Here is a 19211-nt window from a genome sequence, read left to right as displayed (position 1 = left end):
CAAGGTTACCTCATGTCAGAGATTTCGCCAAATCCGAGATCAGGGGATCGGGGCGAACCGGGCGCTGTCCAGCGTGCAATCCCTGATCACGTCGCGGCCGCAGGGCACGGGCGCGAGGTCGTCGCGCGACAGGCAGATGCGGGTTTCCTGGATCGCACCGTCCTTGCAGGTGATCGTCACCATGTCCGGCTCGAAGCCGGGGTTCGCTTGCAGGAAGGCGTCCTCGACCACGCTTGCGGGCAAGGTGACGGGCTTGGTCAGCTTGCGGAAGACCTCGGGGCGGTTGATGCGCCCGTAGACCTCGCGCGACAGCGCATAGTAATCGCCGGCCGAGAGGCCCGAGCAGACGCCGTGTTTCTTCCACTGGTGCCAGGCCAGGCCCGAGGTGCCCATGATGTCGGCCATGGCGGCGGTCATGGCCCGCGAGGGCGCGCGTTCAACTGTGGGGCAATAGGCCGGCCAGCCGCGATGGTACTGCGGCCAGAGCCCGTGCAGGATCCAGCCGTAATCGGCATCCGCCGCACATTGCGGCGAGTCAGCGCGCCCCGGATCGCTCGCGCACCAGTTCGGCGACCAGCTGAGCGCGGCGACCCAGTAGTCGAACTCTCCGGTTTTCTCGCCGTCGGCGCGGGCCATGGCGGCGGTCAGCAACAGGGCGAGGATCAGCAGTGCACGCATTGGGACTTCCCTTGTTCGGCCTTTGCCACTATACAGCGCGCCAAGTTCCCCCGAAATCGGAAACTTGTTCCAGGCCGCCGGCCGGAACCGCCCTTCCGGGCAACGGGGAAGATGTACCTAGGTCAAGGAGAGACACGATGGCCAAACTGCTGCACCCCAAGGCGACCGCTGTCTGGCTGGTGGACAACACGACGCTGAGCTTCCGGCAGATCGCCGAATTCACCGACATGCACGAGCTCGAGATCCAGGGCATCGCCGATGGCGACGTGGCCGCCGGCGTGCGCGGCTTCGATCCGGTCGCCAACAACCAGCTGACCCAGGAAGAGATCGACGTGGCCGAGAAGAACCCGGGCCACAGGCTGCGGCTCAAGTTCAACCCGGCCGCCCATGACGAAGACAAGCGCCGGGGCCCGCGCTACACGCCGCTGTCGAAACGCCAGGACCGCCCGGCGTCGATCCTGTGGCTGGTCAAGTTCCACCCCGAGCTGAGCGATGGCCAGATCTCCAAGCTGGTGGGCACGACCAAGCCGACGATCCAGGCGATCCGCGAGCGGACCCACTGGAACATCGCCAACATCCAGCCGATCGACCCGGTGGCGCTGGGGTTGTGCAAGCAGTCCGAACTGGACGCCGCCGTGCAGAAGGCGGCCGCCAAGCGCGCCGCCGAGGGTGCGGTGATGACCGACGACGAGCGCCGCCGCCTGGTGTCGACCGAGCAGTCGCTGGACATGCCGACCGAGCCGAAAATCCCGACTGCGATCGAGGGTCTCGAGACCTTCTCGCTGCGCGATGACGACGAGGACGAGGAAGAGGATGCGCGCAAGGATTTCTCGAACGCCGACAGCTTCTTCAACCTGCCCGGCGGGTCGGACGACGACGAGGACGAACAGCCCTGAGCGGCAAGATTATTCTGACGAATAATCTTGCCGGCCCGCGCGTGACATGCCGGGCGAGGGGGGTCGAAGATCTTTTCGTGAGAAAGATCTTCTTGCGAGAGCGGAATGCGGGGGCCCGGCCGGCTGGTCGGGCCTTCTTGCATTCGGGGTGGGTGGACAATCGCGGCGTTGCCCGTCGTCACGGGTGCTCGGACCGATGGCGAGACGCCGACGGCCCGCCAAGTATCTGGGGAGAAATGGAAGGGGGCCGCCGAGGCTGGGGCGGCCCGAGCCTCAGAGCCGGATCGGGTTGGCCTTGGCCAGCGCGTCGAACTGCATCAGCGTGGCGACGAGATCCGGCATCTGGTCCAGCGGGATCATGTTCGGCCCGTCCGAGGGGGCCGTGTCGGGCGCCTCGTGCGTTTCGATGAAGACCGCCGCCACGCCCAGCGAAACGGCGGCGCGGGCCATCACGGGCGCGAATTCACGCTGCCCGCCCGAGCTGCCGCCCTGGCCGCCGGGTTGTTGCACCGAATGGGTCGCGTCCATCACCACCGGGTAGCCCGTCGCGGCCATCTGCGGCAGCGAGCGCATGTCGGCGACCAGCGTGTTGTAGCCGAATGATGTGCCGCGTTCGGTCAGCAGGATGCGGGTGTTGCCCGTGCTCTCGATCTTGGACACCACGTTGGGCATGTCCCAGGGCGCGAGAAACTGCCCCTTCTTGACGTTGATCACCGCGCCCGTCTCACCGGCGGCGACCAGCAGATCGGTCTGGCGGCACAGGAACGCGGGGATTTGCAGGATGTCGCAGACCTCGGCCACGGGGGCGCATTGCGCCTCGGAGTGGATGTCGGTCAGCACCGGCACGCCAAGCTGCGCCTTGACCTCGCCCAGCACGCGCAGGCCTTCGTCCATGCCAAGGCCGCGCTTGCCCGAGAGCGAGGTGCGGTTGGCCTTGTCGTAGCTGGCCTTGAACACGTATTGCGCACCGGCCGCGGCGCAGGCGGTCTTCATCGCCTTGGCGATCATCAGCGCGTGGTCGAGGCTTTCCAGCTGGCAGGGGCCGGCAATCACGGTCAGGGGCTGGTCGTTGCCGACTTGCAGCCCGCCTATGTCGATGGTCTTCATGGTCTGTGTCCCGTCGGGCCGCGCGCGGCGGGCGCGCGCGGGGTGGCTCAGGAGGCGACCTGTTCGCGCAGGATCGAGGCCGTCAGCGAAATCATCAGGTAGATGCCCGAAAAGATCAGGAAGGCCAAGAGCGTGTTTTCGAACTTGCGCGGATAGGACGGGTCCTCGCTGGCCACCGGCTGCACGCTGGTGGTCAGGTAACGCGACTGGGCATTCGCCTCGCGACGCGCGCCCTGCAACTGGTCCAGCGCCGATTGCAGCATCAGGTCCGCGTTCGCCAGGTCGGATTCGGCCATGGCGATGTTGGCGGCCAGCTGCGCCAGCGAATTCTCACCCGAATTGGCGCTGGTCATCTCGGAATTCAGCTGGGCCAGCAGCGCCTCGAGCCGGCGGATGTCGCCGCGCGCCCCGTCGACCCGGGCCGAACTGGGCCGCGCGTTGTCGAGCAGCGCCTGCAGGGTCAGCTGCTTTTCCTGGAGCTGCACCTCGACGTTGTTGATCTGGCTGCGCAGGGCGGCGATGCGTCCCTCGGGGTCGAGGATGGACCCCTCTTGTTGCAGCCGCACCAGCGTCTCCTGCGCATCGCGGCGCTGCGATTGCGCAAGGTCCAGCTGGTCCTGCGCATCCTGCACCGCGTTCTCGCGCATGCGGAAGGACAGGTTGTCCACCCGCTCCTCGGCATAGGTGATCAGCGCGCGGGAGAACTCGGCCGCGACGACGGGGTCGGCGGCGGTCACCTCCATCTTGACGACGCCCTCGGTCGGGTCGTAGCCGATGGTGATGTTGCGCTTGTACAGCTTGTAGGCCTGTTCGTTGGTCGGGTCCTCGGCCAGGCGCTGGATCGGGTCGATGAAGTCCTGGGTGAAATGGCTCTTGAAGCCGACGTCCTGGTCGAGCCGCAGCATGGCATCCTTGGATTCAAGGTAGCTTTGCACCGCGATCGCGTCCTGGTTCGTGGCGAATTGCGTGCCCGAGAACAGGCCCGACATGGCCGAGCCCGCGCTTTCGTTCTTGATGATCAGGAACTCGGAATTGGTGGCGTACATCGGCGTCGCCATGACGTAGAAATACCATCCGGCCAGAATGGTCGGCAGCCCGACGAAGAAGGCCAGCCGCGTCATCAGCAGAACCATCTTGCGGCGGCGGCGCTGGGCGATGTCCTGCTGGATCTGCATGATGTCGCGGGCGCGCCGTTCGGCGGGCGACACCTGCTCGGTCGAGGGCAGGTTCTTGTTGCCGCCCTGCGGCACGGTCTGGGGCAGGCGGGCCGGTTCCTCGGCCGGTTTCACCAGCTGGTTGCCCGAAGACGGGGGTTCCTTGCCGCCGCCCTCGGCCTCGCTCCGCCCGACCACCAGTTCAAGCGTGGTGGCGCGCTGGAACGGGTCGATTCCCTTTTCGCGCAGCAGGCGCACGGCGTCGAAATCGCTGGTCGCGGGCAACCCGTGCTTCTGCGCCACCCGGCGGGCCATGCGCAGCTGGCGGCCGGTCAGCCCTTCCTGGCGGATGGCGTCGATGCTCTTGTCGGCGCGGGCCTCGTCGGCGCTGGCGACCTGGCCGTATTGCAGCGATCCGATGGGCGTGCCGCCGCCGCCAAAGGCCATGGCGGGCGAGGTAAAGCTCTTGGACGGCTTCGGCGCCTCGCCCGGCTTGGGCGCGGGCTCTGGCGACACGGGGCGCGGTGCGGGCTGTGCCGGACGCGGCGTTCCATCCTGCGGCACGGCAGGTTTCGGCGTCATGGATTGCGCCGCCGCCGCGGCCGAGGATCCCTCGGGCGGGGTGCTGCGCTTGATCCGGAATTTCCTAGCCTTGGGTTTCGTAGTCATAGAGCTCTTTCGCCTCTTCCAGGCTGTCGAACATGGTCAGCCGCCCCGAATGGAGCACGGCCGCCCTGCGCGCGAATTTCTCGAGAACGTTGGCCTGGTGCGACACGATCACAATGGTGGTCGTGCGCAGCCGTTCCTGCAGGATTTCCCCGGCCTTGCGGTTGAAATGAACGTCGGTCGAGGACGGCATGCCTTCGTCGATCAGGTACATGTCGAAATCCAGCGCCAGCATGAGCGCAAAGCTGAACCGCGATTTCATGCCCTGGCTGTAGGTTCCGAGGGGCTGGTCGAAATATTCCTCGAGCCCGCAGAGCCAGCGGCAGAACGCCTCGACGTAATCGGGGTCGAGCCCGTAGAGCCGCGCGATGTAGCGGCTGTTTTCCTTGGCCGAGAGCTTGGGCAGCACTCCGCCCATGAACCCCAGTGGGAATGAGATCTTGCAGCCGCGCCGGATCTCGCCCTCGTCGGGTTTCTCGAGGCCCGCCATCATCTTGATCAGCGTCGTCTTGCCCGTGCCGTTGGGGGCGAGGATGCCGAGCGATTCCCCCAGGTTAACCGTGAACGACGCCTGGTCGAGGATGACCTTGCGCTGCGTGCCGGTCCAGAAGGACTTGCTCACGTTCTCGAATTCCAACATTCGCACGGCTCCGGTGCGGGTCTCGCACATCCGGGGTTTACTCAAAGACGGTTAAGGCCGTCCTACAAGGGGACTTGGGCGGCATTATGTCCGTGCCGCAGGGCATAAGACAAGGTTTTGCCGAAATTGTTGACGGAACTGAAACGATTAACCGGATACGGCCCAAGCATTTCCCGGCCGTGGCGGTCGTGGCTGCCGACTGTGCCCCGTCTGCACGCCTGCCATGTGCGCATCGCCCGGCCGGCCCGGCGGCCGCTTGCCCCGCCGGAAGGCGCTGGCTAGAACGGCGGGACAGACCGACGGAGACCGACCATGGCCGATGGAACCTTTGCCGTAGCCCTGCTGCTTGCCGGCCTGATCGACATGGGTCAAAGCGGCTGTTTCCAGGCCGGAGACTGCCTTGCCCCGTCCGACGGCCAGCGCCGGTTGTCGTTTTCCGCCGGCGAGGTGATCGAACGGCAGGCGCGCCCCGCGGCCGAGCTTTACCTGCGCTACGAGACGGGCAAGAACCTCGGCCCCTTCGGCATGGTCGGCGGCCTGTCGCTGGGCGAGAATGACGAGGTCTGGGTCGGCTTCGGGTCGACCTATGACCTGATGCCAGAAGACAGCCGGTTCTTTGCCCAGTTGCACACCATGCCCGGTCTCTATTTCCACAACGGTGGCTTTGACCTGGGCGGGCCGGTGGAATTCCGGTCGGGCATCGAGTTCGGCTACGAGAACCCGTCGGGCTGGCGATTTGGCCTCAGCTATGACCACCGCTCGAACACCGGCCTCTTCAACGAGGAGAACCCCGGCATCGAGACGGTGCAGATCCGGGTCTCGGCGCCGCTCAACTAGCGCGGCGCGGCCGCGCGGCGCAGCCGGTCGTTGATCGCCTGGCCCAGCCCGGTGTCGGGGATGGGCGAGACGGCGATGCGCTCGCCCTCCATCGCGTCCAGCCGGTGCAGGTGGCCGAACAGGTTCGCCGCCGCTTCGACCAGGTCGCCCGAGGGCGACAGGTTCAGGTCGCTGTCCACGGCGCCGAAACCCAGCCGCAGCTCACCCTCCTGCCACTCGGTCGCGTTCAGGCGCACGGCGGCGCCGGGGGCGTAATGCGATGTCATCTGGCCTGGCGCCGTCAGCGGCCCGCCGTCTGCAGGGTCGGCGAGGGGGGCGCCCAGGCAGGCCTCGATCGCCTCGCGCGGCAGCCCGCCGGGGCGCAGCAGGGTGGGGGTATCGAAAAGCCCGACGATGGTGCTTTCCACCCCCACGCCGCAGGCGCCGCCGTCCAGAACCGCCTCGATCCGGCTGGCAAGCCCCGCCATGACGTGATCCGCCGTGGTCGGGCTGATCCGGCCCGAGGGGTTGGCCGACGGCCCCGCCAGCGGCCCGCCGAAGGCCCGCAGCACGTCGCGCATCAGCGGATGGGCGGGGGCGCGCACGGCCAGCGTGTCCAGCCCCGCCGTCACCAGCGGCGACAAGCCGTGGCCGTCCCGCAGGGGCAGCACCAGCGTCAGCGGCCCGGGCCAGAAGGCAGACGCAAGCCGGTCGGCGTCATCGGACCATGCGACGTAGCGCGCGGCCTCGGCCGGCCCCGGCACATGCACGATCAGCGGGTTGAAATGCGGCCGCCCCTTCGCCTGGAAGATCCGCGCCACGGCCCGGTCGTCGCGCGCGTCAGCGCAGAGGCCATAGACCGTCTCGGTCGGCAGCGCGACCAGACCGCCGGCACGCAGCAGCTGCGCCGCCGCGTCGATCCCGGCCGGGTCTGCGGCAAGCCGCAGGGTTTCGATGATCCGCCGGTCCGACATGGTCACTTACGCCGCGTTTTCATTGGCCTCGATTTTCCCATCCTATATCAAACAGGAAGAATTTGCGTACACCCGGCGCGGGGACGCGACAAGCCCCGCCCGCCCGGCACCGTTCAAGAGGAGGAGGTTTCCATGCCCTATCGCGCCCCCGTCGCCGATATCCAGTTCGTGCTCGACCACGTGGTCGATCTGGCACAGGTGACCGCCACCGACCGCTTTGCCGAGGCGACGCCGGACGTGACGCAAGCGATCCTGACCGAGGCCGGGAAGCTGGCCGAAGAGGTGCTCTACCCCGTCAACCGCAACGGCGACCTCGACCCCGCGCGGCTTGAGAACGGCGTGGTGCGCACCTCGAAGGGCTTTGCCGAAGCCTATGCGGCCATGGCCGAAGGTGGCTGGGTTGCGACCTCGGCGCCCGAGGACTTCGGCGGCATGGGCCTGCCGCTGGCCGTGACCTCGGCCGTGAACGAGATGATGGGCAGCGCCTGCATGGCGCTGCAATTGAACCCGCTGCTGACCCAGGGCCAGATCGAGGCGCTGGAACACCATGCCAGCGACGAGATAAAGGCGCTTTACCTGCCCAAGCTGATTTCCGGCGAATGGGCCGGCACCATGAACCTGACCGAGCCGCAAGCGGGCTCGGACGTGGGCGCGCTCAGCTCGAAGGCGGTGCCGAACGGGGATGGCACCTACGCGGTGTCGGGGCAGAAGATCTACATCTCCTGGGGTGACAACGATTTCCAGGAAAACATCTGCCACCTGGTGCTGGCACGCCTGCCCGATGGCAAGCCGGGGACCAAGGGCATCAGCCTTTTCATGGTGCCCAAGTTCATCCCCGACGCCGACGGCAACCCGGGCGAGCGCAACAGCCTGCGCGTGGTCAGCCTCGAGCACAAGATGGGGCTGCATGGCTCGCCGACCTGCGTGATGCAATACGACGGCGCCACCGGTTGGCTGGTGGGCGCGCCGCATGACGGCATGCGCACCATGTTCACCATGATGAACAACGCCCGGCTCGGCGTCGGCATCCAGGGCCTCTCGGCCGCCGAGGGCGCCTACCAGCACGCCCTGGCCTATGCGCAGGAGCGCCGCCAGGGCCGCACGCCCGTGGGCGACGGCACCGGCACGATCATCGACCATGCCGACGTGCGCCGCATGCTGGCGACGATGAAGGCCGACACCTTCGCCGCCCGCGCCATCGCGCTGGCCTGCGCCGTGGCGCTCGACATGGGCAACGCCACCGGAGAGCCCGAGTGGCAGGCCCGCGCCGCCCTGCTGACCCCCATCGCCAAGAGTTTCGGCACCGACACCGGCATCGCCGTGTCGCAGCTGGGCGTGCAGGTGCATGGCGGCATGGGCTTCATCGAGGAAACCGGCGCCGCGCAATACAGCCGCGACGTCCGCGTCACCGCGATCTACGAGGGCACCAACGGCATCCAGGCCATGGACCTCGTCGCGCGCAAGATGATGGACGGGGGCGAGGCCGCCTTTGCCCTCATGGACGAGATCGTCGCGGGGGCCGAGGCCGCCAAGGGCACGCTGCCCGCACTGGCCGAGCCGGTCTTCAACGCGGTCGAGACCCTGCGCGAGACGACCGAGTGGCTGGTCGAGCAGGGCGAGTTGAACGACCGTTTCGCCGGCGCAGTGCCCTACCAGTCGGCCTTTGCCCGCGTGCTGGGCGCGCATTTCCACCTGCGCGCCGCCATGGCCGAGGGCGGCGCGGGCGCACGCACGCGCCTTGCCACATTCTACGTGAAACGCCTGCTGCCCGAGCATCTGGGCCTGCTGGCCCATGCCCGCGAGGGGGCCGCGGATCTTTACGCCATCGGCGCAGAGGACCTGGTGGCATGAACATGGCCGTCGGCGGCATCCGGTATCCCTGGGACGAACCGCCGGCGCAGGGCGAGGCGACAGAGGTCGCGCCGGGCGTGCTCTGGATGCGCCTGCCGTTGCCGATGAAGCTTGACCACGTCAACGTCTACGCGCTGGACGAAGGCGACAGCTGGACCGTGATCGACACGGGTTTTGATTCCGCGCGCACCCGCGCGCTTTGGGGCGAGCTGATGGCCGGCCCCCTGGGCGGCAAGCCGGTCACCCGGCTGATCGTGACCCATCACCACCCCGACCATGTGGGCCTTGCCGGCTGGTTCCAGCGCGAACACGGGGCCGAGCTGTGGATGACCCGCACCGCCTGGCTGATGGCGCGGATGCTGACGCTCGACACCCAGGCCGTGCCGGTGCGCGAGACACTGGAGTTCTGGAAACGCGCCGGGATGGAGCCCGACATCTTCGAGCGGCGCGCGGCCGAGCGGCCGCTCAACTTTTCGGACATCTGCCATGAAATGCCGCTGGGCTTCCGCCGCATCCGGCAGGGCGACGTGATTCGCATCGGCGGGCGCGACTGGGACGTGCACCTCGGCAATGGCCATGCCCCCAGCCACGCCACGTTCTGGAGCCGCGATGACACCCTCGTGATGTCGGGCGACCAGATCCTGTCGACCATCAGCTCGAACATCGGCGTCTACGCGACCGAGCCCGAGGCGGACCCGGTCGGCGAATGGCTGGAAAGCTGTGAGCGGCTGGAGCCGCTGGCCCGGCCCGATCACCTGGTGCTGGGCGGGCACAAGCTGCCGTTCACAGGCCTGCCGTTCCGCATGCGCCAGCTGATCGACAACCATCACGGCGCGCTGAAACGCCTGGCCGGTTTTCTCGACACGCCCAAATCCGCGGCCGAATGCTTTCCGCCGCTGTTCAAGCGCAGCATCGGTGAATCGGAATACGGGCTGGCCCTGGTTGAATCCATCGCCCACCTGAGTCACCTCTACCAGACGGGCCGCGTGTCGCGCGCGCTGAGAGAGGACGGCGCCCATGTCTACCAAAGGATCGACTGAGCCCGCAGCGGCCAAGCCGCCGGCCAAGGTTCCGACCCGCCACGAGGTCCATGCCGATCCCGCCGCCGCGGCGGCGGACGAGGCGCAGGAGCTCGAGGTCGAGATCGACGCGGACAAGAGCCCGGCGCGCTGGGCCTACGAGCGGCTGATCCTCTACATCCGCAACTTCGAAAAGCAGCTCGACAACGAACACGAGGTCGCCATGGGCTTTGCCGGGGGCGACGCGGGCGTGCTGCGGATCGAGGGGATGGGCTATTTCGACCCGGACATCGTGACCTTCTACGGTGTCGACGAAAGCGGCGCCAGGACACAGCTGATCCAGCATGTGACGCAGCTGGCGGTGATCCTGCGCGCCCTGCCGCGCCCCTCGGGCGAACCGGCCCCGCGGCGCATCGGTTTTCGGCTGGCGGCCGATCTGGCAGGCGGGGGCAAGGGCGACGCCTGAGCCGCTCCTGCGGCGCTTAGCCCCGTGACAGGCCCCGGCAAATCGGCTAACACCCCGTTCGACGCGAACGCTAATTCCCAAGGACAGACCCATGGCAGAGCACAAGCACGGCGAGATGGACACTTCGGTTCAGGAAGCCACCTTTGACGGTTTCGTCAAGTTCACCATCCGTACGGTCATCGCGATCCTCGTGGCGGTGATCGTCCTGGCCCTGCTGGGCGCCTGAGCACCCGTCGCGGTTTCACGCCACCTGTCCCGACCTCTCCGAGCAGGAGCCATGCCATGCTGCGCCCGCTTCTGACGGCCATCGCGCTGTCCCTGACCCTGGCCAGTTGCGCGGGCGAGGCCGTCTGGGCCCCGGACGAGGCCGTGGAACGGGTGCGCTACCGCGACCCCGGCCCGGCCAAGTTGACGTTGTTCACGATGATCAACAACGACACGGGGAACGGCGGGCACAGCTCTCTGATGATCAACGGCAGCCAGCGCGTGATCTTCGATCCCGCGGGTTCGCTGTCGCATCCCGAGATCCCCGAGCGGAACGACGTCATCTTCGGCGTCAACCCGATGATCGAGGATCTCTATACCCGCTACCACGCGCGCGAGACCTGGCATGTCATCATCCAGGAGATCGAGGTCTCGCCCGAGGTGGCCGAACTGGCGCTGCGCAAGGCGATGGCGGCGGGACCGATCGCGCCGGCCTATTGCGCCAATTCCACCTCGTCGATCCTGCAGGACCTGCCGGGGTTCCAGTCGATCCCGGTGACGTTCTCGCCGGTCAAGCTGTCGCAGGAATTCCGCAAGATCGCGGGCGTGTCCGAGCAGGTGCTGCACGAATACGACAGCGACGACAAGGAAACCGCGCTGCGCGCCTGGAACCCGGCCGAGTACAAGGCCAGCCAGGGCCGCTGAGGCTTACGGACCCAGGGTCAGACCCAGCGCCATGACCGCCGCGCCCACGGCGATGGCGGCAAAGAACTGCTTGAACACGAACCCGGCCGCGACGGTGGCGAAAGCGGCGGCCAGCCGCAGCGGATCGGTCTGCCCCTCGGTCGCGGCGGGCCAAAGCACTGCTGGCGCGACCAGCGCCGGGATGATCGATACGCCCGTGTAGCGCAGATGGCGCATCAGCCAGCGCGGCAGCGCGCGGCTGCCCACCATGCCGAGGAAGATGAAGCGCAGCAGGAAGCTGGCCGTCGCCAGCCCGACGATCACCGTCCAGATCTGTGCATCGCCGGTCATGCCGTGTCTCCGCTGCGCATCTTCTCGACCTGTGCCCCGGTCATCATGCCGACGAGGCCGGCGACCAGCAGGCCCAGGTTGTAGGGCAGCCCCGCCAGCAGCAGTGCCACGACGATGGCCGCGCCGGCCGCGGCGAGGTGGTTCAGCGTCCGGACCATGGGCGTCACCAGAGCCAGAAACGTGATCGGGATCGCGAAATCCAGCCCGTAGCCTGAGGGCAGCGAAGAGCCGATCAGGCCGCCCGCCAGCGAACTGACGTACCAGATCATCGCTGTCGGCACCGCCACGCCGTAGTAGAAGGCCAGCTTTTCGCCCATCGTCAGCTCCGGGTGCCGCTCGTAGCGGTCGAGGCTCATGGCAAAGCTCTGGTCGGTCAGCAGGTAGCTGCAAAACACCCGGTGCCACAGCGGCGCGTCACCCAGGTGCTGCACCAGCGTGGCCGAATACATCGCCAGCCGCAGGTTCACCGCCAGCGCCGATGCGAGGATGATGATGGTCGGCGCCTCTTCGACCATCAGCTGGATCGCGGTCAGCTGCGCCGCCCCGGCGATCACGGCCAGCGAAAAGGACAGCACCTGAGTCACGTCCAGCCCTGCCTCGGTCGCCAGCACGCCGAAAACCACGCCGAAGGGCGAGACGATCAGCCCGAAAGCGAGCCCGGCCATCGCGCCCTTGCGAAAGGAGCTGAGGTTTGCACTTCGCGCCATGAAAAGGTCATCCATGCTGACTTTCGGGGCACGCTAGGGGCGCGGGCGGCCGGATGCAACGGCCGCATCGGCATCTTTCGGCCCATGCCGCGCACAGCCGCGTGTGCAACGTCAATTCCCCTGCCACGGCGGCGCGCTCGGTGATAGGCGGGCCCGTGACGGCAGGGGCCACGGGGGTGATTCCCACCGGGCCGAAGCTATGGTAAACACGTCTTAACGACAAACTTCGCAACGACATAAATCGAGCACCGAGGCCCATCATGAAACTCTTCACTCGCGCCGTATTCCTGACTGCCGCGCTCGGGCTGGCGGCCTGTTCGCAGAACGGACGCTTTGGCGCCGGCAACGACGTCGACCTGAACGCGGGCGGCGCGAACGGCGCCGGCACGGCCGGCGCGGGCGCCGGCACTGCATCCGACCCCCGCTCGCCCGCCTATTTCCAGCAGGCCATCGGCGACCGCGTGCTCTTTGCCGTCGACCAGTCGTCGCTTTCGGCCTCGGCCCAGGCGACGCTGGACGGGCAGGCGCAATGGCTGATGACCAACAGTGACTACACCGCCATCATCGAAGGCCACGCGGACGAGCAGGGCACGCGGGAATACAACCTCGCGCTTGGCGCCCGCCGGGCCAACGCGGTGCACGAATACCTCGTGTCGCGCGGCGTCGCCGCCAACCGCCTGAAATTCGTCAGCTACGGCAAGGAACGCCCGATCGAGATCTGCTCGGACGAGGCGTGCTATTCCAAGAACCGCCGCGCCGTGACCGTGATCGCCGCCGGCGGCCTGACCAGCTGACCCGATCCAACCGGAGGGAGGCCCCCTTGCGCCTGATCGCTTCCATCGTCCTTGCCTGCGCCCTGGCCCTTCCGGCCCTGGCGCAGGACCGCACCCAGACTCTCGCCGATGTTCGCCAGGACCTCAGCGTACTCTACGTCGAGATCCAGCAGCTCAAACGCGAGCTGTCGACCACCGGGGGCGCCTCGACCGGGGCGGGCACCGGCTCCATGCTCGACCGCGTCAACGCGATCGAGGCCGAGCTGTCGCGCCTGACCGGCAAGACCGAAGAGCTGGAATACCGCATCAACCAAGTGGTCACCGACGGCACCAACCGGATCGGCGACCTGGAATTCCGCCTGGTCGAGCTGGAAGGCGGCGACCTGTCCAAGCTGGGCGAGACGACGACCCTGGGCGGCGTGCAGCCCGGCCCGGCGCCGGCGGCCGCCCAGCCCGTGGACAACGGTGGCGACGGCGTGCAGATGGCCGTGGGCGAAGAGGCAGACTACCGGCGGGCGTCGGAGGCGCTCGCCTCCGGTGACTTTCGCGGCGCCGCGGACCAGTTTGCGGCCTATGTCCAGACCTACCCCGGCTCTCCGCTAGAGGCCGAGGCGCAGCTGCGACGTGGCGAGGCGCTGGAAGGCGCCGGAGAGATGAAGGCGGCCGCACAGGCCTATCTGGACAGCTATTCCGGCAACCCGGGCTCGGATGTCGCCTCGACCGCGCTTTACAAGCTGGGGCGCGCCCTGGACGCGCTGGGCCAGCGCGAGGCCGCTTGCCAGATGTTCGGCCAGGTCGAGGTGCGCTATCCCGGCTCCGAAGAGGTCGCACAGGCGCAATCGGCGCGGCAGACGCTGTCCTGCCCGTGACCGAAGACCCGGACGCGGCCGACGATGCCGCGCTGGATGCCATGCTGTATCACCTGGTGCGCTGGCCCTTTGTCTCGGGCAAGGTCAAGGCCATCGGCGTCGCCGTCTCGGGCGGAGGCGACAGCATGGCGCTGCTCGACCTCATGCAGCACTGGGCCTTTGGCGCCCGCGTGCGGATCGAGGCGGTGACGGTCGACCATGGCCTGCGCGAGGAGGCGGTGCAGGAGGCGGCCATGGTCGCCGAATTCTGCGAAACCCGCCGCATCCCGCACGAGACGCTGCACTGGTCCTGGGACGGGCAGGGCAACCTTCAAAACGCCGCGCGCGAGGGGCGCTACGGCCTGATCGCCGGTTGGGCGCGGGCGCGGGGGCTGGACGCGGTCTGCCTGGGCCATACCAAGGACGACCAAGCCGAAACCTTCCTGATGCGGCTTGCCCGGCAGTCGGGCAGCGATGGGCTGCGCGGCATGATGCAGCGCGTGGAGCGCGAGGGCATGACCTTTGTCCGCCCTCTGCTGCAGGTGACGCGGGCCGAGCTGCGCGGGTTCCTCGCGCGCAAGGGCATTCCCTACGTGGACGATCCGTCGAACGACGATTCGCGCTATGACCGAGTCAAGGCGCGGCAGGTGCTGGCCGCGCTGGCGCCGCTGGGCATCGACGCAGAGGTGCTGTCGGCCGTGGCCCACAACCTTCACATGGAAAACGCCTTTCTCCGCTGTGCCACCAGGGCCGAGCTGGACGGGCAGGGGCAGATCGACCGGGGCGCCCTGTCGATGACACTGCGCGAGTTCCGGTTTCACCAGGTCGAGGTGCAGCGCCGGATGTTGACCGCCGTGATCACCTGGATCGGCGGCAAGCCGCCCCGCGCCACGGCACTGCCCCCGTTCGAGATGGGCCTGGGCCTGGGCGGTGACATGGCGCGCCCCCGGACCCTGGGCGGTGTCATCGCCTGGCAGGCGCAGAGCCGCGTCTGGTTCGCGCGTGAATACGAGGCCGCGCGCCGGGCGCCCCCGGCGCAGAAGGGCGAGCCGTGGGATGGCCGCTGGATCGTCACCGGCGGCCCGGAGGGATGCGAGGTGCGCGCGCTGGGCCCCGAGGGGCTGAAACAACTGGCCGGCTGGCGGGACCTCGGCGTGCCGCGCCGGGTGCTGTTGCCGACACCGGGCCTGTGGCGCGGCGACTGGCTGGTTGCGGCCCCCCTGGCCGGCCAGACAAACGGCAGCGAGGCCCGGCTGATTGTCGCGGATTATCGCGAACACCTCGATACGCATTGAACCCGCGCCATACATCCCTATTTTAGGCAGAACACTGCCGCTCCGCTCGCGGCAGCACCGTAATGGGAGATCCACCTTGGGCAACGCACGCAATCTGGCCTTCTGGCTTGTCCTGTTCCTGCTGATCTTCGCGCTCTTCACGATGTTCAACGGGAACAATCCGACGATGCAGAGCCGCGAGATGAGCTATTCGGAGTTCGTCGGCGCGGTCGAAAGCGACCGGATCAACGACGTCACCGTCGATGGGGAACAGATTCGCTTTCGCACCGGGGACGGCACCGACTGGTACACGATCAAGCCCTCGGACGCCGAAGTCACCGACCTGCTGATCAACAACGGCGTCTCGGTCCGGGCCGAAAAGCAGGAACAAAGCGGCTTTCAGGGCTTTTTGCTGAGCCTCGTTCCGATCCTGCTGCTGATCGGCGTCTGGATCTACTTCATGAACCGGATGCAGGGCGGCGGGCGTGGCGGCGCCATGGGCTTTGGCAAGTCCAAGGCCAAGATGCTGACCGAAAAGCATGGCCGCGTGACCTTTGATGACGTGGCCGGCATCGACGAGGCCAAGGAAGAGCTGGAAGAGATCGTCGAATTCCTGCGCAACCCGCAGAAATTCAGCCGTCTTGGCGGCAAGATCCCCAAGGGCGCGCTGCTCGTGGGCCCTCCGGGCACCGGTAAGACGCTGCTGGCGCGTGCGATCGCGGGCGAGGCGGGCGTGCCTTTCTTCACCATCTCGGGGTCGGACTTCGTCGAGATGTTCGTGGGTGTCGGCGCGAGCCGTGTCCGCGACATGTTCGAACAGGCCAAGAAGAACGCACCCTGCATCGTCTTCATCGACGAGATCGACGCCGTGGGCCGGCACCGAGGCGCGGGCTACGGCGGGGGCAACGACGAACGCGAACAGACGCTGAACCAGCTTCTGGTCGAGATGGACGGCTTCGAGGCCAACGAGGGCGTCATCATCATCGCCGCGACCAACCGGAAAGACGTGCTGGACCCGGCGCTGCTGCGCCCCGGCCGGTTCGACCGTCAGGTCACCGTCGGCAACCCCGACATCAAGGGCCGCGAGAAGATCCTGGGCGTCCATGCCCGCAAGACCCCGCTGGGGCCGGATGTCGACCTGCGCATCATCGCGCGCGGCACGCCGGGCTTTTCGGGCGCCGATCTGGCCAACCTCGTGAACGAGGCCGCGCTGATGGCCGCCCGCGTCGGACGCCGCTTCGTGACGATGGAAGATTTCGAGAACGCGAAGGACAAGGTCATGATGGGGGCCGAGAGGCGCTCCATGGTGCTGACGCCCGAGCAGAAGGAAAAGACCGCCTACCACGAGGCCGGTCACGCCGTGGTGGGCCTGTCGCTGCCGCAATGCGACCCGGTCTATAAAGCCACGATCATCCCGCGCGGCGGCGCGCTGGGCATGGTGGTTTCGCTGCCCGAGATCGACCGCCTGAACTGGCACAAGGCGGAATGCGAACAGAAGATCGCGATGACCATGGCCGGCAAGGCTGCCGAGATCATCAAGTACGGCGAAGAGAACGTGTCGAACGGCCCCGCCGGCGACATCCAGCAGGCATCGGCGCTCGCGCGCGCCATGGTGCTGCGCTGGGGCATGTCGGAAAAGGTCGGTGACATCGACTACGCCGAGGCGCACGAGGGCTACCAGGGCAACACCGCCGGGTTCTCGGTCTCGGCCCACACGAAAGAGCTGATCGAGGAAGAGGTGAAACGCTTCATCCGCGACGGCTACGACACCGCCTACCGCATCCTGACCGAGAAGCACGAGGAATGGGAACGGCTGGCGCAGGGTCTACTGGAATACGAGACCCTGACCGGCGAAGAAATCGCGCGCGTGATGCGCGGCGAGCCGCCCCAACCCGCCAAGGGCGAGGACGAGGACACGCCTTCGGGCAATGCGCCCTCGGTCACGGCGATCCCCAAGACCAAGCCGAAATCCAAGCCCACGGGCCCGATGGAGCCGGAACCTTCGGCCTGATCGGCCGGCTTCGGGAACAGGAAAAGCGCACCCCACCGGGTGCGCCTTTTTCGTTGCCGCTCAGGCGGGCTTGCGCAGGTGCCAGACCTGTTCGATCGGGTAGTCGTGCCCCCAGTCCGGCGCCACGTCGATGCTGAACGGCGTGCCGCCCTTGGGGCCGAACAGCTCGAGATAGCGGACGACCCCGAACCCGATCTCGGCGAACAGCCTGTGCCAGCCGGAATGGCTGAGGTTGAACTCCACCCCCGCCGGCTCGATCTCCACATTCGTCCAGTCGGCCCCCTTGAGGCCTCGCAGGGGGCGATGCAGCGCCCGCTCGGCCGGGGCGCCGGTCAGCGGGCTGCAAAGGATCATCATGGGATGGGTGCCCAGGAACACCAGCTCTCCGCCCGGGCGCAGCAGGCGCCAGGCCTCGCGCAGCCAGATCTCGGGGTCGCACCAGATCGCTGCGCCGTATTCCGAGATGGCAAAGTCGAAGGACGCATCCGGCAGCCCCGTGCGTTCCGCGTCGCCGGTCAGAAAGGTGATGCCGGCCCCGGTGCGGTCGTTCATCCGCCGCGCGGTCTCAAGCTGCACCTCGGACACGTCGAGCCCCGTTACCCGCGCCCCCCGCCGCGCCATCCAGGCCGAGACGTAGCCCGTGCCGCAGCCCAGCTCGACCGCGTCCATACCGGTCATGTCCGCAGGCAGTAGCGCCAGTTCGGCCTCGGGCAGGTTCCAGACGCCCCAACGCGCCTCCTCCTGTGCCCAGGCGTGTTCGCCCCCCTGCGCCCAGTCGGGCGCGATCCCGTCCCAGTAGTCCCGGTTGATGTCCACATGATCCGACATGATCAGTCCCTCGCGACACGTTTGGCGCGAGGGTGCCACAACCAGGCCGGTCGGGCCAGCCCGTCAGCCGTCGCTGAGCCGCTTGGCGACGAGGAAGCTGGCCGGGATCGACAGGACAAACCCGAGCAGCGCGGCGACGAGGATCGGCGCCAGCGTGTCCTTGCCGATGACCAGCGCGACGATCACGCCGGTGCCGGCGAGCGTCGCGCCGATGAAGATGTGCAAGAGCAGGGCAAGGCGGTACACGGAGCGGTCCTTTCTTCTGCTGCGCATACATTCCATGAGCGCCATGTGATCCACCTTGATCTGCCTCAAGCGGGTGCATTTCAGATGCGTCACATCCCGCAGGCGCCGGATTGCCTTTGCCCCGAAGGCGCGGCCATATGCGCCCATTGATACAAGGGGACCGAAATGCCGGCACTGAAACCCACGAGGTTCGAGGCGCGGATCACCTGGCTTGGCCGGGTGCCGCATCGCGACGCGGACGAGATCGAGACCTTGGCGCTCAATGAGATGGCGCTGGAGTTCGGCGGGATGGCGGGCGAGGTCCACGCCGGCCGCACCCGGCCCTCGTGCAGCCGGGTGCTGTCGCAGCACCCCCGCAATACCGAGATCGCCAACGTGCGCCAGCTGAGCCTGCTCTCGGCCGAGGAACTGGCGCTGATCGCCCAGCGGATGGAGACTGATCGGCTCGACCCGGCCTGGCTGGGCGCCTCGGTCGTGCTGGACGGGATCCCGGATTTCACACATCTGCCGCCCTCGTCCCGCCTGCAGGGGCCCGATGGCGTGACGCTTGTGGTGGACATGGAGAACCGCCCCTGCCAACTGCCCGCCAAGACCATCGCGCAGCATGACCGCGACCTCGGCCGCCGCTTCAAACCCGCCGCCGAGGGGCTGCGCGGCGTCACCGCCTGGGTCGAGCGGCCGGGCAAGCTGCGGCTCGGCGATACCATGCGCCTGCATGTGCCGGACCAGCGCGCCTGGGACTACCTGGCCGAGGCGCGGGCCTGATCCGATCCGCCCCGCCTGTTTCCGATCGGATACAAGCGTTTCCATACGGCACCGTCGCCGCCGCAATTTCCGTCCCGATGGTCGGAATTGCAGCGCCGCCGGGTTGTGGGCGTTTGTATACATGCGGCCGAAATGGCCCCCGCATCAGCCGCGGGCCGGCGTCATGTCTGGAGGAGAGACCATGAGCATTAAGTCTGACATCGAGATTGCGCGTGAGGCGGTGAAGCGTCCGATCCAGGAGATCGGGGCGAAG

21 protein-coding genes are annotated in these 19211 nt (G+C 67.6%); 12 read left to right on the top strand and 9 right to left on the bottom strand.

Annotated elements, in window-relative coordinates:
* Positions 1–39: 39 nt before the first annotated feature.
* Positions 40–678 carry a ribonuclease T2 family protein gene (locus MF270_RS27050; protein ID WP_238368741.1) on the bottom strand — a complete coding sequence of 213 codons (639 nt, stop codon included), beginning with the start codon at positions 676–678 and terminating at the stop codon, positions 40–42.
* Positions 679–815: 137 nt separating this feature from the next.
* Between MF270_RS27050 and MF270_RS27045 the strand changes: the two genes are divergently transcribed.
* A complete protein-coding gene (locus MF270_RS27045) occupies positions 816–1574 on the top strand; it encodes a DUF1013 domain-containing protein (RefSeq protein ID WP_238368740.1) in 759 nt (252 codons plus the stop codon).
* Positions 1575–1847: 273 nt separating this feature from the next.
* Here MF270_RS27045 and kdsA read toward each other — a convergent pair whose 3' ends face one another.
* Genes kdsA through MF270_RS27030 form a run of 3 tightly spaced genes read right to left on the bottom strand, consistent with a single transcriptional unit; the run spans position 1848 to position 5141 of the window.
* Positions 1848–2681, bottom strand: a complete 834-nt coding sequence (kdsA, locus tag MF270_RS27040; RefSeq protein ID WP_238368739.1) for a 3-deoxy-8-phosphooctulonate synthase — start codon at positions 2679–2681, stop codon at positions 1848–1850.
* A gap of 47 nt (positions 2682–2728) precedes the next feature.
* Complete coding sequence (locus MF270_RS27035) at positions 2729–4504, bottom strand: KpsE/RkpR family capsule polysaccharide export protein (protein ID WP_238368738.1); 1776 nt, start codon at positions 4502–4504, stop codon at positions 2729–2731.
* The gene (locus MF270_RS27030) at positions 4482–5141 is read right to left on the bottom strand and encodes an ABC transporter ATP-binding protein (RefSeq protein ID WP_238368737.1); all 660 of its coding nucleotides are present in this window, start codon (positions 5139–5141) and stop codon (positions 4482–4484) included. The genes MF270_RS27035 and MF270_RS27030 overlap by 23 nt, the downstream gene beginning before the upstream one ends.
* 312 nt (positions 5142–5453) lie before the next feature.
* Here MF270_RS27030 and MF270_RS27025 point away from each other — a divergent pair, with 312 nt between their 5' ends.
* Positions 5454–5978, top strand: a complete 525-nt coding sequence (locus tag MF270_RS27025; protein WP_238368736.1) for an acyloxyacyl hydrolase — start codon at positions 5454–5456, stop codon at positions 5976–5978.
* Here the strand turns inward: MF270_RS27025 and MF270_RS27020 are convergent.
* The gene (locus MF270_RS27020) at positions 5975–6931 is read right to left on the bottom strand and encodes an L-threonylcarbamoyladenylate synthase (protein ID WP_238368757.1); all 957 of its coding nucleotides are present in this window, start codon (positions 6929–6931) and stop codon (positions 5975–5977) included. The genes MF270_RS27025 and MF270_RS27020 overlap by 4 nt on opposite strands.
* Before the next feature lie 132 nt (positions 6932–7063).
* Between MF270_RS27020 and MF270_RS27015 the strand changes: the two genes are divergently transcribed.
* The 5 genes from MF270_RS27015 to MF270_RS26995 all read left to right on the top strand — a co-directional run bounded on the left by MF270_RS27015 (position 7064) and on the right by MF270_RS26995 (position 11176).
* Positions 7064–8782, top strand: coding sequence for an acyl-CoA dehydrogenase (locus MF270_RS27015; protein ID WP_238368735.1), 1719 nt, complete (start codon positions 7064–7066; stop codon positions 8780–8782).
* Positions 8779–9822 carry an MBL fold metallo-hydrolase gene (locus MF270_RS27010; RefSeq protein ID WP_238368734.1) on the top strand — a complete coding sequence of 348 codons (1044 nt, stop codon included), beginning with the start codon at positions 8779–8781 and terminating at the stop codon, positions 9820–9822. The genes MF270_RS27015 and MF270_RS27010 overlap by 4 nt, the downstream gene beginning before the upstream one ends.
* Positions 9800–10267 carry a DUF6173 family protein gene (locus MF270_RS27005; RefSeq protein WP_238368733.1) on the top strand — a complete coding sequence of 156 codons (468 nt, stop codon included), beginning with the start codon at positions 9800–9802 and terminating at the stop codon, positions 10265–10267. Before MF270_RS27010 ends, MF270_RS27005 begins: the two co-directional genes overlap by 23 nt.
* 91 nt (positions 10268–10358) lie before the next feature.
* Entirely contained in the window at positions 10359–10493 is a 135-nt protein-coding gene (locus MF270_RS27000) for an aa3-type cytochrome c oxidase subunit IV (protein WP_238368732.1), read from the top strand.
* Positions 10494–10549: 56 nt separating this feature from the next.
* Entirely contained in the window at positions 10550–11176 is a 627-nt protein-coding gene (locus tag MF270_RS26995) for a hypothetical protein (protein WP_238368731.1), read from the top strand.
* A 3-nt stretch (positions 11177–11179) separates the two neighbouring features.
* Here MF270_RS26995 and MF270_RS26990 read toward each other — a convergent pair whose 3' ends face one another.
* Complete coding sequence (locus MF270_RS26990; protein WP_238368730.1) at positions 11180–11506, bottom strand: AzlD domain-containing protein; 327 nt, start codon at positions 11504–11506, stop codon at positions 11180–11182.
* Positions 11503–12213, bottom strand: coding sequence for an AzlC family ABC transporter permease (locus MF270_RS26985; protein ID WP_238368729.1), 711 nt, complete (start codon positions 12211–12213; stop codon positions 11503–11505). Before MF270_RS26985 ends, MF270_RS26990 begins: the two co-directional genes overlap by 4 nt.
* A gap of 260 nt (positions 12214–12473) precedes the next feature.
* Between MF270_RS26985 and pal the strand changes: the two genes are divergently transcribed.
* The 4 genes from pal to ftsH all read left to right on the top strand — a co-directional run bounded on the left by pal (position 12474) and on the right by ftsH (position 17119).
* A complete protein-coding gene (gene pal / locus MF270_RS26980; protein WP_238368728.1) occupies positions 12474–13007 on the top strand; it encodes a peptidoglycan-associated lipoprotein Pal in 534 nt (177 codons plus the stop codon).
* Between the two features lie 26 nt (positions 13008–13033).
* Complete coding sequence (gene ybgF / locus MF270_RS26975; RefSeq protein ID WP_238368727.1) at positions 13034–13855, top strand: tol-pal system protein YbgF; 822 nt, start codon at positions 13034–13036, stop codon at positions 13853–13855.
* Positions 13852–15129 carry a tRNA lysidine(34) synthetase TilS gene (tilS, locus tag MF270_RS26970; RefSeq protein WP_238368726.1) on the top strand — a complete coding sequence of 426 codons (1278 nt, stop codon included), beginning with the start codon at positions 13852–13854 and terminating at the stop codon, positions 15127–15129. The genes ybgF and tilS overlap by 4 nt, the downstream gene beginning before the upstream one ends.
* A gap of 76 nt (positions 15130–15205) precedes the next feature.
* A complete protein-coding gene (ftsH, locus tag MF270_RS26965; protein WP_238368725.1) occupies positions 15206–17119 on the top strand; it encodes an ATP-dependent zinc metalloprotease FtsH in 1914 nt (637 codons plus the stop codon).
* Between the two features lie 60 nt (positions 17120–17179).
* On the opposite strand, the gene MF270_RS26960 is transcribed toward ftsH, so the two are convergent.
* Positions 17180–17947, bottom strand: coding sequence for a class I SAM-dependent methyltransferase (locus tag MF270_RS26960; RefSeq protein ID WP_238368724.1), 768 nt, complete (start codon positions 17945–17947; stop codon positions 17180–17182).
* Positions 17948–18010: 63 nt separating this feature from the next.
* On the bottom strand, positions 18011–18193 hold the full coding sequence (locus MF270_RS26955) for a CTP synthetase (protein WP_238368723.1): 183 nt from the start codon (positions 18191–18193) through the stop codon (positions 18011–18013).
* A 165-nt stretch (positions 18194–18358) separates the two neighbouring features.
* On the opposite strand from MF270_RS26955, the gene MF270_RS26950 reads away from it, so the two are divergent.
* Entirely contained in the window at positions 18359–18958 is a 600-nt protein-coding gene (locus tag MF270_RS26950) for an MOSC domain-containing protein (protein WP_238368722.1), read from the top strand.
* Positions 18959–19211 lie beyond the last annotated feature (253 nt).

It is taken from the genome of Mesobacterium pallidum, from assembly GCF_019966535.1.
GTDB lineage: Bacteria > Pseudomonadota > Alphaproteobacteria > Rhodobacterales > Rhodobacteraceae > Mesobacterium > Mesobacterium pallidum.
This window is presented reverse-complemented; position numbering and strand designations above follow the sequence as displayed.